Source organism: Curvibacter lanceolatus ATCC 14669 (assembly GCF_000381265.1).
GTDB classification, from domain to species: Bacteria; Pseudomonadota; Gammaproteobacteria; order Burkholderiales; family Burkholderiaceae_C; genus Curvibacter; species Curvibacter lanceolatus.
Window position 1 is genome coordinate 1 of sequence record NZ_KB906278.1, and the last position, 14,293, is coordinate 14,293.

General features: G+C 62.6%; 13 protein-coding genes. 2 read left to right on the top strand and 11 right to left on the bottom strand.

The window, feature by feature from the left end; translation table 11 throughout:
* Window positions 1-282: 282 nt before the first annotated feature.
* The 5 genes from F624_RS0127200 to F624_RS0127220 form a co-directional block, all read right to left on the bottom strand.
* The gene (locus F624_RS0127200) at window positions 283-1,263 is read right to left on the bottom strand and encodes a branched-chain amino acid ABC transporter permease (RefSeq protein WP_019577550.1); all 981 of its coding nucleotides are present in this window, start codon (window positions 1,261-1,263) and stop codon (window positions 283-285) included.
* A 14-nt stretch (window positions 1,264-1,277) separates the two neighbouring features.
* Entirely contained in the window at window positions 1,278-2,162 is an 885-nt protein-coding gene (locus F624_RS0127205; protein WP_019577551.1) for a branched-chain amino acid ABC transporter permease, read from the bottom strand.
* Between the two features lie 74 nt (window positions 2,163-2,236).
* Window positions 2,237-3,427: an ABC transporter substrate-binding protein gene (locus F624_RS0127210; protein WP_019577552.1), complete on the bottom strand. Its 1,191-nt coding sequence runs from the start codon at window positions 3,425-3,427 to the stop codon at window positions 2,237-2,239.
* Between the two features lie 66 nt (window positions 3,428-3,493).
* A complete protein-coding gene (locus tag F624_RS0127215) occupies window positions 3,494-4,228 on the bottom strand; it encodes an ABC transporter ATP-binding protein (RefSeq protein WP_019577553.1) in 735 nt (244 codons plus the stop codon).
* A 1-nt stretch (window position 4,229) separates the two neighbouring features.
* Entirely contained in the window at window positions 4,230-5,000 is a 771-nt protein-coding gene (locus F624_RS0127220; protein ID WP_019577554.1) for an ABC transporter ATP-binding protein, read from the bottom strand.
* A 392-nt stretch (window positions 5,001-5,392) separates the two neighbouring features.
* Between F624_RS0127220 and F624_RS0127225 the strand changes: the two genes are divergently transcribed.
* Window positions 5,393-6,433 (top strand): L-histidine N(alpha)-methyltransferase, encoded by a 1,041-nt coding sequence (locus F624_RS0127225; protein WP_019577555.1) that lies wholly within the window; start codon window positions 5,393-5,395, stop codon window positions 6,431-6,433.
* Window positions 6,434-6,469: 36 nt separating this feature from the next.
* Here F624_RS0127225 and F624_RS0127230 read toward each other — a convergent pair whose 3' ends face one another.
* From F624_RS0127230 to F624_RS0127245, 4 genes are all read right to left on the bottom strand, one after another.
* A complete protein-coding gene (locus F624_RS0127230) occupies window positions 6,470-8,035 on the bottom strand; it encodes a DHA2 family efflux MFS transporter permease subunit (RefSeq protein WP_031256456.1) in 1,566 nt (521 codons plus the stop codon).
* Between the two features lie 11 nt (window positions 8,036-8,046).
* Entirely contained in the window at window positions 8,047-9,327 is a 1,281-nt protein-coding gene (locus F624_RS0127235; RefSeq protein WP_019577557.1) for an HlyD/EmrA/EmrK family protein, read from the bottom strand.
* A 75-nt stretch (window positions 9,328-9,402) separates the two neighbouring features.
* Window positions 9,403-10,962, bottom strand: a complete 1,560-nt coding sequence (locus F624_RS0127240) for an efflux transporter outer membrane subunit (RefSeq protein ID WP_157443659.1) — start codon at window positions 10,960-10,962, stop codon at window positions 9,403-9,405.
* On the bottom strand, window positions 10,959-11,393 hold the full coding sequence (locus F624_RS0127245; RefSeq protein ID WP_019577559.1) for a MarR family winged helix-turn-helix transcriptional regulator: 435 nt from the start codon (window positions 11,391-11,393) through the stop codon (window positions 10,959-10,961). The genes F624_RS0127240 and F624_RS0127245 overlap by 4 nt, the downstream gene beginning before the upstream one ends.
* Before the next feature lie 255 nt (window positions 11,394-11,648).
* Between F624_RS0127245 and F624_RS0127250 the strand changes: the two genes are divergently transcribed.
* Window positions 11,649-13,439 (top strand): ABC transporter transmembrane domain-containing protein, encoded by a 1,791-nt coding sequence (locus F624_RS0127250; RefSeq protein ID WP_031256458.1) that lies wholly within the window; start codon window positions 11,649-11,651, stop codon window positions 13,437-13,439.
* 39 nt (window positions 13,440-13,478) lie between these two features.
* On the opposite strand, the gene F624_RS0127255 is transcribed toward F624_RS0127250, so the two are convergent.
* A complete protein-coding gene (locus tag F624_RS0127255) occupies window positions 13,479-13,967 on the bottom strand; it encodes a DUF1178 family protein (protein ID WP_019577561.1) in 489 nt (162 codons plus the stop codon).
* 15 nt (window positions 13,968-13,982) lie between these two features.
* Window positions 13,983-14,291 carry a DUF2818 family protein gene (locus tag F624_RS0127260; RefSeq protein ID WP_031256460.1) on the bottom strand — a complete coding sequence of 103 codons (309 nt, stop codon included), beginning with the start codon at window positions 14,289-14,291 and terminating at the stop codon, window positions 13,983-13,985.
* Window positions 14,292-14,293: the final 2 nt, after the last annotated feature.

The following is a 14,293-nucleotide window of genomic DNA, read 5'->3' on the forward strand; positions in this document are numbered from 1 at the left end:
GAGCCTCGAATTATACATCGCTTTTTACAGCAGCAAACTCAAAACCAGAAAACTTCTCAAACCACTCACAACAACCAACCCAACCAAGCACCAGAGGCTTCTCACCTCCGCCACTCGTAGAGCACTGTTCTGTGCAGTCGAGCCCGCTAGTATACACAGAGAAATGCGGCTGAAAGATGAATCGGCACAAGATTCATTAATAACCAAGTTACTAGATTGGTTATCTGGTATCAAATTAGGGCGGGGCTGCCCTGCTTCTGAAAGAGGGGCGGCTGCCTCTTCCTATTTGAAGCGATCTCGCAGGGCCAGGATTTCACCCATGATGCCCCGCCTGAAGGCCAGCACGCAGATCACAAAGATCAGCCCCGTGACCATCGTGACCGACTCGCCCAGGGTCTTGAACCAATCGACCCCACTGATGGCCGCCAACAGATTGCCGATCTCACCGAGCTTGTTCTCAAGGACGACCACGACCGCCGAGCCGAGCAGCGGCCCGGACAAGGTGCCCAGCCCGCCGACCAGGGTCATGAGGATGACCTCGCCAGAACTGGTCCAGTGCACATCGCTGAGCGTTGCAAAACCCAACACCAGCGTTTTCAGCGAGCCGGCCAGCCCTGCCAGCGCTGCAGACAGGACAAAAGCCAGCAGTTTGTAGCGCTGCGTGTCATAGCCCAGAGAGATCGCCCGCGCCTCGTTCTCCTTGATGCCTTTGAGCACTTGCCCAAACGGCGAATGAATGATGCGGACGATCAACAGGAAAGCGAGCACCACCACGGCCAGCGCCACGTAGTACATGGCCAGATCACTCTTGAGATCCAGCACACCGAACAGGGCCCCGCGCGGAACACCTTGCATGCCATCCTCGCCGCCCGTGAACGGTGCCTGGAGGCAGACAAAGAACAGCATCTGGGCCAGGGCCAGCGTGATCATGGAGAAGTAGATGCCTTGCCGACGGATGGCCAACATGCCGAAGATGCACCCCAGAAACGCACCGCCCGCAGTTCCCAACAGCAAGGCCCACTCGGGGTTCAAACCCCAGACCTTGATTGAGTGGCCACACAGGTAGGCTGCACCACCGAGAAAGGCGGCATGGCCGAAAGACAGCAAGCCGGTGTAGCCCAGCAACAGGTTGAAGGCTGATGCGTACAAGGCAAAGCACATCAGCTTCATGACAAAGACGGGGTAGGCGCCAAGAAACGGTGCCGCCACCAAAGCCAGCAACAGCACCCCATAGGCCAGCAGATTGTTCGTGTTTTTGTTCATGCCCTGGGCTCCTCTTATTTTTCTTTGCCGAACAAGCCGGCGGGGCGAATCAGGAGAACGATGACCATGATGACAAACACGACCGTCGACGAGGCCTCCGGATAGAACACCTTGGTAAAACCTTCAATCACCCCCAAGCCCAGGCCGGTGAGGATGGAGCCCATGATGGACCCCATGCCACCGATCACCACCACGGCAAACACCACGATGATCAGGTTCTGCCCCATCAAAGGGGTGACCTGGATGACGGGCGCTGCCAGCACCCCGGCAAAGGCGGCCAGTGCCACACCAAAGCCGTATGTCAGCGTGACCATCAAAGGCACGTTGATGCCAAAGGCCTCGACCAGCCGCGGGTTCTCGGTACCTGCACGCAGGTAGGCACCCAAACGGGTCTTTTCGATGACAAACCAGGTGGCCAGACAGACCACCACGGAGGCCACCACCACCCAGGCGCGGTAGTTCGGCAGCATCATGAAGCCCAGGTTGGTTGCACCCACCAATTGATCCGGTGTGTCGTAAGCCAATCCCGAGACACCATAGATGGAACGGAAGACGCCCTCGATCAGCAGGGTCAGGCCCAAGGTGAGGAGCAGGCCATACAGATGGTCCAGTTTGTAGATCCATCGCAGCAACAGACGTTCGATGAGGATGCCGAAAGCCCCAACGATCAGAGGTGATGCAATCAACATCACCCAGTAGCTGATGTTGAAGTAGGTCATCGCCATCCAGGTGAGGATGGCCCCCATCATGAACAAGGCGCCATGCGCAAAGTTGATGACGTTGAGCAGGCCGAAGATCACCGCCAACCCCAAGCTCAAGATGGCGTAAAAGGACCCATTGACCAGGCCGAGCAACAACTGGCTCAACATGGCGGGCACGGAGACACCGAAGATTTCCATAAGGTACTGGTGGGTGGACGGTAAAAAGCAGTCAGGCCGGCAGAGGGGGAACACCCTCCGCCGGTTTCAGGAGATCATTTCCAAAGCGCGCACTTGGATTCGGCCTTGGTCGTGAAGACCTGATCGCCGGCCATCTTCTTGACCACCTTGTAGTAATCCCAGGGCTTGGTCGACTCAGACGGAGCCTTCACCTGCATGAGGTACATGTCGTGCACATAGCGCCCGTCGGCCCGCAGCTGACCTGAGGCGAAGAAGTCGTTCATCTTCATGCCTTTCCAGGTCGTCATCACCTTGTCGGCATCGACCGTCTTGGCCTCTTGCACGGCCTTCAAGTAATTCATGGTGGCCGAGTAATCAGCCGCCTGGATTTCGGTCGGCATGCGCTTGGTCTTCTCGAAGAAGCGAGCCGAGAATTTGCGCGTCTCCTCGTTCAGATCCCAGTACCAGGGCGCGGTCAGCAGCAGACCTTCGGTGTTCTTCAAGCCCAGGCTGTGCACATCAGAGATGAAGATCAGCAGACCCGCCAGCTTCATGGTCTTGCCGATGCCGAATTCCTTGGCCGCCTTGATCGAGTTGATGGTGTCGCCGCCCGCATTGGCCAGACCCAGGATCTGCGCCTTCGAACTTTGCGCCTGAAGCAGGAAAGACGAGAAATCCGACGCATTCAAGGGGTGGCGAACGCTGCCCAGGATCTGGCCTCCCTTGGCCTTCACGACCGCGGTGGTATCGGCCTCAAGCGCATGGCCGAAGGCATAGTCTGCTGTCAGGAAAAACCAGTTGCGACCACCGCCATCGACCACCGCACCACCGGTGCCCTTGGCCAGTGCTACCGTGTCGTAGGCGTAGTGCACCGTGTAGGGCGAGCATTGCTCGTTGGTCAGCGCCGATGTCGCCGCGCCGTTGTTCACGTAGACACGCTTCTTTTCCGATGCCACCTTGGCGATCGCCAGGGCCGTGCCGGAGTTGGTGCCACCGAAAACCATGGTCAGGCCCTGGGTGTCGATCCACTCGCGCGCCTTGGAGGCGGCGATGTCAGCCTTGTTCTGGTGATCCGCCGTTAGCAGCTCGATCGGCATGCCATTGACCTTGCCGCCGAAATCATCGATGGCCATCTGGATGGCCAAGGCCCCGTTCTTGCCTTCAACGTCGGCGTAGAGGCTGGACATGTCGGTGATGAAACCGATCTTGACCTTCTCCTGCGCTTGGGCGGCGGTCATGCCCGAGCAGGCCAGCAAGGCGGCGAGGACGGTGAGTTTGGTTTTCATGTTTGTCTCCTGTGGATGGATCGAAGGGTCACTGCCTGGTATCGGGGTGAATGCGGACTCTGGGGCTCAGACACCCAGGAGTTCGTTGAGCACGGGCATCTTCTGGTCGAGTTCGGCGGCGCCAAACTGCTCGACCATCCGACCGTGCTCCATGACGTAGAAGCGGTCGGCCAGCGGGGCCGCAAAACGGAAGTTCTGCTCCACCATGACCACGGTGTAGCCCTTGGCGCGCAAGGTGGTGATCATGCGGGCCAGCGCCTGGACGATGACCGGGGCCAGGCCTTCGGAGATCTCGTCGAGCAAGAGCAATTTGGCCCCCGTCCGCAAAATGCGCGCCACCGCCAGCATCTGCTGTTCGCCCCCGGAAAGCCGCGTTCCCTGGCTGTGGCGACGCTCCGCCAGGTTGGGAAACATGTCGTAAATTTCTTCCACCGACATGCCACCCGTGGCGCCTTTCAAGCGCGGCGGCAACAGCAGGTTTTCCTCACAGCTCAGGCTGGAGAAGATGCCACGCTCCTCCGGGCAGTAACCCACGCCAAGGTGGGCAATGCGATGCGTGGGCATGGTGATGGTTTCGACGCCATCGATCTTGAGCGATCCCTTGCGGGCCCCGGTCAGCCCCATGATGGCCCGCATCGTGGTCGTGCGCCCGGCGCCATTGCGGCCCAGCAAGGTGACGACCTCGCCCGGCCGAACCACCATGTCGACGCCATGCAGAACATGCGATTCGCCATACCAGGCCTGCAAGCCCTGAATCTCGAGCGCTGCGGGCGCTGCGCTTTTGTGAATTGCCTCGCTCATCTCAGTGGGCTCCCTGCAACTGGCCATCGGTGGTGCCCATGTAGGCTTCCATGACCAAGGGGTTGCGCGACACTTCTGCGTAAGGCCCCTCGGCCAGGACAGCGCCGCGCTGAAGCACGGTGATCTTGTCGGCGATGTTCGAGATCACGCTCATGTTGTGCTCCACCATCAGGATGGTGCGCCCCAGAGACACCTTCTTGATCAACTGGGTGACGCGGTCCACGTCTTCGTGGCCCATGCCCTGTGTGGGCTCATCGAGCAGCATCAACTCGGGCTCCATGGCCAGGGTGGTTGCGATTTCAAGGGCACGCTTGCGGCCATAGGGCAGGTTGACGGTCAGCTCAGTGGCCATGTCTTCCAGACCCACCTCGGCCAACAGGGCCAGAGCGCGGTCATTGAGCTGATTCAGGGTCTTCTCGCTGCGCCAGAAGTGGTAGCTCGTGCCCAGCATGCGTTGCAGGCCGATGCGGACGTTCTCCAGCAAGGTCAGGTGCGGAAACACGGCAGAAATCTGGAACGAGCGGATGATGCCGCGGCGGGCAATCTGCGCCGGGCGCTCACGTGTGATGTCGATGCCGTTGAAAAGGATGCGACCGGAGCTGGGCTCCAGGAACTTGGTCAGCAGGTTGAAGCAGGTGGTCTTGCCAGCGCCATTCGGACCGATCAACGCATGGATGGACCCACGTTCAACTGCAAGATCCACCTGGCTGACCGCTGTGAAGCCCTTGAACTCCTTGGTGAGCTTCTGGGTTTGCAAAATGATGTCGCTCATCGTCTCTGGGGCGCTCCGGAAGATGGGAAAAGATGCAACAAGGTGCCGCTGGCTGCAATACACCTTGTTTCATGTGCATTGAAGTTCATGCTAATGCTGCGCCGCAGCGGCTGATACTGGGGCAAATGCCTAGGCTGGTCGCCAACCGGACATCAGCGCTTGGCACGGGCGTCACAGGGCCTCGCATCGCCCGCCCGGCTTGCAGATGCAATCCACCCACACCCCGTGCAAGCCCGCATGTGCGTCGCTTGTGAATTCCTATAAGGTCATTTGCGCATCAACCCAGAACAACGACCGGCGAGGAGGCCCCTGATGATCGAAACACGCACGCGATTGAACCTGTCTGCGCTCGCAGACGGGCAGCCCCTGTCTCGCTGAAGCGCCCGCCCACCATGGCCCCGGTCGGCCCGATGCACCAGTGGAACAGCGCACGCCGTGGCGCTGCCAAGGCCCCCCTGCCCTGGCCTGCCAGCGCCTTGCCCGCCACAACAGCCTCGGAGGAACTGCAGGCCCAGGTGTTGTGCGCTCTGCAAAAGCAGCCACGGCAATTGCCCTGGCCCTATCTGTTTGACCTGCAGGGGTCGGCCCTGTACGAACTGGCCACCGAATCTCCAGACTACTTTCTGGCCCGCACCGAGCTGGTGGTGCTGCATGAACATGCAGGCGACATCGCACGCCGCATGGGCCCCTGCCCCGAACTGGTCGAATATGGTGCAGGCGCCATGCGCGTGGTGCGGCGCCTGATTGAAGAAGCGGACCAACCTGTGCGCTACGTGGCCATGGACACCTCCGAGCAACACCTGCAGGCGCGAGTTTCAGGCTTGCAGCACGACTACCCCAGGCTGGACATCCAGGCCCTGGTCGGTGACTTCACGCAGTCCCCGGCCCTGCCGGCGGCGCACCCCGACGCAGCGCGACGCATCGGCCTGATCGGCGGCTCTGGCTGGAGCCGGATCCCCCGACAAGCCAGACTCCCCCTTCTTCAAGGGCTGGCCAGTGCGCTTCGAGGCGGCGCCTTGCTCATCACCGTGGACCAAGTCCAAGACCCTCAATTGCAGGAGCGCGCCTACAACGATGCGCAAGGGCGCATGGCCGACTTCAACCTCAATGGCCTGCGCCGATGCCAGAGGGACTTTGCACTGCGGCTGGGCAACGGACAATTCCAGCACCAGGTGAAGGCGGACGCATCAGGGCACAACGTGGTGCTGCAACTGGGCTGCACCCGGGCCCTGACACTCGAGCTGCGCCACCATGGGCAGGTGACGGCCATCGCACTGGCAGCGGGCGAGGCCATTCAGACGCTGCAACTGCACCCCGGCACGGCCAGCGAGCTGCAGGCGCTGGCCCGTCGCGCAGGCTTCGCGCCCGGCCCCTGCTGGCAAGACCCCTTGAGCCGAGTGGCCCTGTGTTGGCTGGAAGCCCCGCCACTCTGATCAGGCGAAGCCCCCGTTTTGCCAGCGCGCTGGGGCTCAGTGAGCGCCAGCGGCAGCGTCGGCACTCCCCGCCGTTCCGGGCAGCGGGTGGGACAACCACACCAGCGGAATCAAAGCCAGGAAGATGAAGGCCGAGGCCAGAAACACGTCGTTGGCTGCCAGCATGAAGGCCTGCTGATCCACCAGGCGGTTGACCTGCGCCAAGGCCTGCTCCGGGCTCAACCCTGCCGCATTCAAGCCCTGCAAGGCACCCATGGCGGTCGCATTGCCTTGTTGAATGGACTCGACCAACTGCGCGTGGTGCAAGCTGGCCCGGTTCTCCCAGACCGTGGTCGAGATCGAGGTGCCAAAAGCACCCGCCGTGATGCGGGCAAAGTTGGACAAGCCTGATGCGGCCGGAATGCGGTCTGGCGTGATGCCCGACAGGGTGATGGTCACCAGCGGAATGAAGAAGAACGCCATGGCCACACCCTGCACAATGGTCGGCACCATGATGGTCGCCAAATCAGCCTGCGTATTGAAATTGGATCGCATCCACAGCACCAGCGCGAACACGGCGAAGGCAAAGGTGGCAAAGTAACGCGGATCGAACTTGGCAATGTTCTTGCCCACCCAGGGCGACAGCACCAGAGCCATCAGCCCCACAGGGGCCATCACCATGCCCGCCTGGGTGGCGGTGTACCCCATGTACTGCTGCAACCACAGCGGCAGCAACACCACGTTGCCAAAGAACAGGCCATAGCCCACCGAAGTGGCCAGGGCCCCAGCCCAGAAATTGCGCCGCTTGAACAAGGCCAGGTCCACCACGGGATGGTCGTCGGTCAGCTCCCACACCAGAAACAGGGCCAAGCCTACCACGGCCACCACGGCCAAGCCCACCACCATGTCCGAGTGGAACCAGTCGTTCTCCTTGCCGATGTCCAGCGTCACCTGCATGGCGCCGATCCAGATCACCAGCAAGGCCAGGCCCACCGAATCGATGGGCAGTTGCTTGGTCGGTGTCTCGCGCTTGTGGTACAGCATCCAGGTGACCAGGGCCGAGGCGATGCCCACCGGGATGTTGATGTAGAAAATCCAGGGCCAGCTCATGTTGTCGGTGATCCAACCGCCCAGCAAGGGGCCCATCACCGGCGCAATCAAGGTGGTCATCGACCACATGGCCATGGCCAGGCCCGCCAGTGCACGCGGGTAGCTGGACAGCAGCAGGCCCTGAGACAGCGGGATCATCGGGCCGGCCACAAAGCCCTGCAGCGCACGCAGCGCGATCAGGCTACTCATGTTGGGGGCCAGGCCACAAAGCCACGAGGCCAGCACGAACAGCAGCACGCTGATCACAAACAGGCGCACCTGCCCCACCCGCTGGGACAACCAGCCCGTGAGAGGCACGGCAATCGCATTGGCCACGGCAAAGCTGGTGATCACCCAGGTGCCCTGATTCGGGCTCACCCCCAGGTCACCCGCGATGGCGGGCAGCGACACGTTGGCAATCGAGGTGTCCAGCACGTTCATGAACGTGGCCGCCGACAGGGCGATCGTGCCCCAGGTGCGGGCCGCCCCCTCCAGCGGAGGTGGGGGCGAGAAAGCCGCAGAATTGGACGACATGCTGTGGCCTTTCAATGGGCGTTTTGAGCCACCACGGGCGCCGCAGCAAAAGCGGCCTTGGACAGGCGCACCGGGTGCCCCACATTGGCCGAGATGACCCGGTTGATCAGCGCAGTGGCTTCATCGTCAGGCACGGCATACACCTGGGTCTGCACCGCCGCGTTGTCGCGCGGTGCATCGGCCAGCGACTTGCCGTCGCGGTCCGTCACATCCACCTCGGCGTCCATGGACAGGCCGATGCGCAGGGGGTGCTTGGCCACCTCTTCGGGGTCCAGCGTGACGCGCACGGGCACCCGCTGCACCACCTTGATCCAGTTGCCGGTGGCGTTCTGGGCCGGCAGCAGGGCAAACGCGGCGCCCGTGCCCACGCCCAGGCCAGCCACCTTGCCGCTGTACTCGACCTTCTTGCCCCACAGGTCTGCCGTCAGCTTGACGGGCTGGCCGATGCGGATGTTGCGCAGCTGGACTTCCTTGAAGTTGGCATCCACCCACAGCTGGTTCAGCGGCACGATGGACATCATCGGGTTGCCGGCGGCCACGCGCTGGCCCAGTTGAACCGTGCGCTTGGCCACATAGCCATCCACAGGGGCGGGCAAAGCGGCACGGCGCGAGGCCAGGAAGGCCTCATGCACCTTGGCTGCCGCAGCCAGCACGCTGGGGTGGGTCTCCACCGGGGTGCCGTCGGTCATGGCCTTGTTGCTGGCCAGTTGTTCGCGTGCGGCCACCACACCGGCCTGGGCGGCTGCCAGCACGCTGCGGGCATTGGCCAATTGCGTCTGGGTATGGGCCAGTTCTTCGCGGGACACGGCGCCATTGCCGCTCAGCGATTGGCGGCGATTCAGGTCGTCCTGGGCACGCTCGATCTCCAACTGGGCCTTGGCCACATCGGTTTCGCGCAGCTTGACCTGGGCCTCCAACGAGGCGTTGTTGGCATAGACCGTGCGCACTTGCCGCACTGTTTGCGCCAGGTTGGCCTGCGCCTGCTCCAGGGCCACAGCGACATCGGCGGTATCCAGGCGCACCAGGGGCGCACCGGCCTTCACAAAATCGGTGTCATCGGCCAGGATGGCCGTGACGGTGCCGCTGATCTGCGGCGTGATCTGAATCAGATTGCCTTGCACATAAGCGTTGTCGGTGGTTTCGTAGTGGCTGGAAACCAGCCACTCGTAAGCAGCCCAGCCAGCGCCGGCAATCACCACCAATGCGGCAATCGACAGCAGGCCTTTGCGCCGCGAGGCCTTGGCAGAGGACGGATCGAGCGAAGGGGCAGCGTTGTTTTGTGGAGCGTTCATGATGAATCCTGTGTGGGGGATGAGCGGGGCGCATCAGCCATGGCCCGCGCTGAAATCAAAGGGGTCAGGGGGCTTTCAAGGGGTGGCCGGGGCCGCTGCGGTGTCCGGGCGCTGGCCGGCCAGCGCCGACTGCAGACGGATGGCGCCGTTTTCCAGCGCCCCACGGTCATTGGCCAACGCCACCGGAGAGGTCGGCAGGCCGCCACCCAGAGCGCGCCACAGGGCCACCTGGGTGTCGATGACGCGGGCCTTCAGATCGACTGCCGCACGGCGCTGCTGCAGCACATTGCTTTCCGTGGCCAAGACCTGCAGGTAGGTGCTCAAGCCCGCCTTGTAACGCTGCACCGCGATCTGGTGGGCATCTTCCGCGGCTTGCTGGGCATTCCTTTGCTCGGTCTGCTGGCGCTCAAGCGATTGCGCGGTCACCAACTGGTCGGCGACATCGTGAACGGCTTCCAGCACCGTGCCGTTGTAGGACTCAATGGCCGTGTCCAGATCGGCCGTCTTCACGCGCAGATTGGCCCGCAAGCGCCCGCCTGAAAACAAGGGCAGGTTGATGGCGGGGCCGACACCCCACTGCTCACTGCTGGACTTGAACAGATTGGAAAACCCCAAAGCCGAGAAACCGGCATAGGCCTTCAGGTTGATGTTCGGGTAGAACTGCGCGCGGGCCATATCAGTGTCACGGCTGGCAGCTTCAACCCGCCAGCGGGCGGCCACCACGTCGGCACGCTGACCGAGCAGATTCAAGGGCACTTCAGCCGGCGCCGAGACCCCCAAGGCCGCAGGCAAGGAGGGCACCTTCAGCCGCTGTGCAATAGAAGGGTCGCCGACCAGGGTGGCCAGCGCATTCTTGGCCAGGGCTTGCTGCTCGCGCAGCGCCTCGATCTGCAGTTGGGCCTCGGGAATCCCGCCCTGGCTTTGGCGCAGCTCCAACTGGGTGTCCAGGCCCGCGGCGAGCCGTGAACGGACCAAACCCAGCATCTCCTTGCGTTGCTCCAGCGTGCGCTCGGCCACTTCCAGTTGTGCCCCTGCTCGGGCCAACTGGTAGTAGGAACGAACCACATTGCTCGCCAGCAGCAGGCGGGCGGCCTGTGCATCGGCCGCGGCCGCCTGCACAGAACCGATGGCGGAATCCAGGGCCGCCCGGTTCTTGCCAAAGAAATCCAGCTCCCAGGAGCCCTGCAACTGCACCGTGCCGGAATTGTCCACACTGCCAGCCAGCGGCGGCGGGTACAGGCTGTTGGCACTGTAGAGTTCACGGTTGATTTCTGCCCCTGCCCCCAGTTGAGGCAGCAAGGCCGCCCGAGCCACACCGGACTGCGCCTGGGCCCGCTCGAGGCGCAGACGAGCCTGTTGCAAGCTGGGGTTGCCGCTCAGGGCCTGTTCCAGCAAGGCGTCCAGCTGGGCATCGCCATACTCGCGCCACACATCCGAACGCAGCCAAGGCAAGGTCGGGCTTGCCTTGTCAGCCGCACCACTGGCTGCCAAGCTTGACGGTTCGCGCATCTTGGCGTGCCCTTGAATGCCGGAGAAGTCGGCACAACCGGCCAAAGCGGCCACAGCACCTGCTGCAGCCATCGCCAGGACAAAACGTTTGCGCCGATCGGTATGGCGCTGAGGATGTTGGATCATGACTTGCCCTTCGCAGCAGCAGCATCAGCGTCGGCCTGGATGCGCTCTGCGTTCTTGAAAATGCGTTGAAGAAATTCGACGAGTTGCAGCCACTCCGCCTCAGAGAAGCCTTCGAGCATGCTGTTTTGCATGTTGCAAAGCACCTCGGGAATGATGCGCGCGGCCTCCTCCCCTTCCGGTGTCAGCTCCAGATTGACAACACGCCTGTCTGAAAGAGATCGCACCCGACGACACAGGCCCTTGCTCTCAACCCGGTCCAGCAGGCGGGTCATGGCCCCGTTGTCCAGCTGGCAGGAGCGGGCCAATTCAGCAACGCTGCCGCCTGGGCGTTCGTAAAGCTTGATCAGAGGAATCCACTGGGCATTGGTCAAACCGTGGGGCTCCATCTTGCGATCGATCTCCAGGCCCATCAGCCTGACGATGTGACGCATGGTGTAACCCACACTGATTTGGCCCCCGTAAGACTCGGGGCGGTAGAACCCAGGCGCAGAGGCACCCTGTGGGCTTGAAGAATCGGATGACATGGCGAAAATATTATTTGCCCAGGCAATTATTGTCAAGGCTGAGTCTGCTGAAGCAATGTTAATTTTTGGTAAACACAGCGTCTGCGGACCGGGAACGTTACAGTCGCGAAAACCCAGCACACTCGCTGCACAGCAATCCGCTCACAACGCAGGCATGTCACGATGAACTCCCCCGCTTCCGCCAAAGCCTCCCCCCGTGCACTCGGGGGCTTGCGCCCCTTCCTGTCTCCGTACCGGGGTGCCATCGGGCTGGCCCTGCTGTTTCTGCTGCTGGCCGCCGGCGCAACGCTGGTGTTTCCACAAGCCCTGCGCAGCCTGATCGACGGCGGCCTGCTGCCAGCACACCGCGACCAGCAGGCGCTGGCGCTGGGCCAGCACTTTGGCGCTCTGTTTGGCGTGGCAGCGGCCCTGGCGGTGTTCTCGGCAGCGCGCTTCTACACCGTGAGCTGGTTGGGCGAGCGCATCACCGCCGACCTCAGAGATGCGGTCTATGCCCATGTCCTGGACCAAAGCCCGGCCTTTTTTGAAACCACCCAGACCGGCGAGGTCCTGTCACGCCTCACCGCCGACACCACGCTGGTGCAGACGGTGGTGGGTTCCTCCTTGAGCATGGGCTTGCGCAATGGCGTGATGGGCCTGGGCGCCCTCGGCATGCTGGTGTGGACCAATCCGCTCGTCATGGGCCAGGTCTTGCTAGCCCTGCTGCTGATCGTGGCGCCCTCCGTGTGGTTCGGGCGCCGGGTACGACGCCTGTCGCGGGCCAGCCAGGACAGGGTCGCGGACGCCAGCGCCGTCGCCGCCGAAGTGCTGAATGCGGTGAGCACGGTTCAAGCCAACAATGCGGGTCTGCGCGAAGCCACTCGCTTCACCGCAGCCACTGAAGCAGCGTTTCAAACTGCAGTACGCCGCAGCAAAGCCCGCTCCGTGTTGGTGGCCTTTGTGATCATGGCCACCAGCGCGGCCTTGCTCTGGGGGCTGTACGAGGGCACCCAGGCGGTGATGCGGGGCCGGCTGAGTGCCGGCGAATTGGGACAGACGGTGGTCTATGTGCTGATTCTGGCCAGCTCAGCCGCCGTGCTGGGCGAAGTGTATGGCGACCTTTTGCGGGCGGCCGGGGCCACAGAACGCTTGATGGAATTGCTGCACACGCCCCCCACCCTCCGCAACGGCCACCATGTTCCGGCGTCCGCAGACCTTGCGGCGGGTGTGGCGATCGACTTCGAGAACGTGCAGTTTCATTACCCCTCACGCCCCCAGCAAGCGGCGCTGAACCATTTCACGCTGCAGATCGCTCCGGGTGAGACAGTGGCCTTGGTGGGCAGCAGCGGTGCAGGCAAATCGACCGTGTTGCAGCTGTTGCAACGCTTTTACGATGTGAGTCCGACACAGGCCATCCGTCTGGACGGTGTGCCCCTGGCCGACTGGGATCTGGACGCCCTGCGCGCCCAGATCGGTGTGGTGCCCCAGGACGCGGTGATCTTTTCGAACACCGCCCTGGAAAACATCCGTTACGGCACCCCCCAGGCCACCGATGCCGAAGTGATGGCCGCCGCTCGCGAGGCCTTCGCAGACGAATTCATCCGTGCCCTGCCCGAGGGCTATCACACGTTCTTGGGAGAGCGCGGCGTGCGCCTGAGCGGTGGGCAAAAGCAACGGCTCTCGATTGCCAGGGCCTTGCTGCGCCGGCCCCGCCTGTTGCTGTTGGACGAAGCCACCAGTGCGCTGGACGCCGAGAGCGAACGCATGGTGCAGGCCGCACTGGACGCCGCCCTCAACGCTGGCGAGCGCCAACGCACCACCCTGGTCATTGCGCACCGCCTGGCCACTGTCCAGAAGTCAGATCGCATTGTGGTGCTCGATCAGGGACAGGTCGTGGAACAGGGCAGACATGAAGATTTGATGGCCCTGGGTGGCGTATATGCCCGATTTGCCAACATGCAGTTGCTGAGCTGAAGGCCTCACAGCCAGCCAGGCCAGCCCACCTGAAACGCCTTATTGGAGCGTTTCTTTGGCGGACACGGGCATGGGAAGCGGCAACACTGGAATGCCCTCCTCCACCAAGGCCAGGGTTTCCTGAACCGTGGCCTGCCCCCGGATGCCACGCTCGGGGGCCTCTCCGTGGTGGATGCGCCGCGCCTCCTCGGCAAAGTCCGATCCCACGTCCTCGGTCTGACGAGCCACTTCGCGGGCCAATTTCAGCCAAGCGGCCTGAAGCTCCCGTTGGTCAACTGGCTGCCCAGTCTGCGATTCAGGCCGGGTTTCGGTTCGGGACTCAGGCCTCGAAGACGGGGCGCGCGAAGCAAGCTCACGGGAGGCGCTGAGATTCAATCGAGGCGCTGCAGGAAGCTTGTGGATGGCGTGATCGCCACAGACCGGGCAATTCACCAGGCCCTCGGCGAGCTGACGCTGAAACTCGGCCTCGGAGGCAAACCAGCCTTCAAACCCGTGTTGGGCGGCACACTGCAGGTTCAGAACCTTCATGACGGAAAACCGAAGTCAGGCGCCGCGGCGGTGCTTGAGCAGATAGCGGTACACAAAGCCCGGAAAGGCCAGTGTGAGAAACAGGCAAAACGTGGTCGCATAGAACTCCCACCCTTGCGGGGCGGCCTGACCGGCGCTTTGCTCCATGCCCCAGGCAAAAACACCCACCAGACCGTAAAAAAACACCAGTTCGAGCAGACGCCAGGGCAAGGCTTTCTCCGCTGCAAACGGAATCACCGCCAGCAGGCGGTGATTCACAAAGGGCAAGTTGGCGGCAAGCAATGCCGCCAAAATGACCAGCCAAACAGAAACCGTCTGGTTCACAG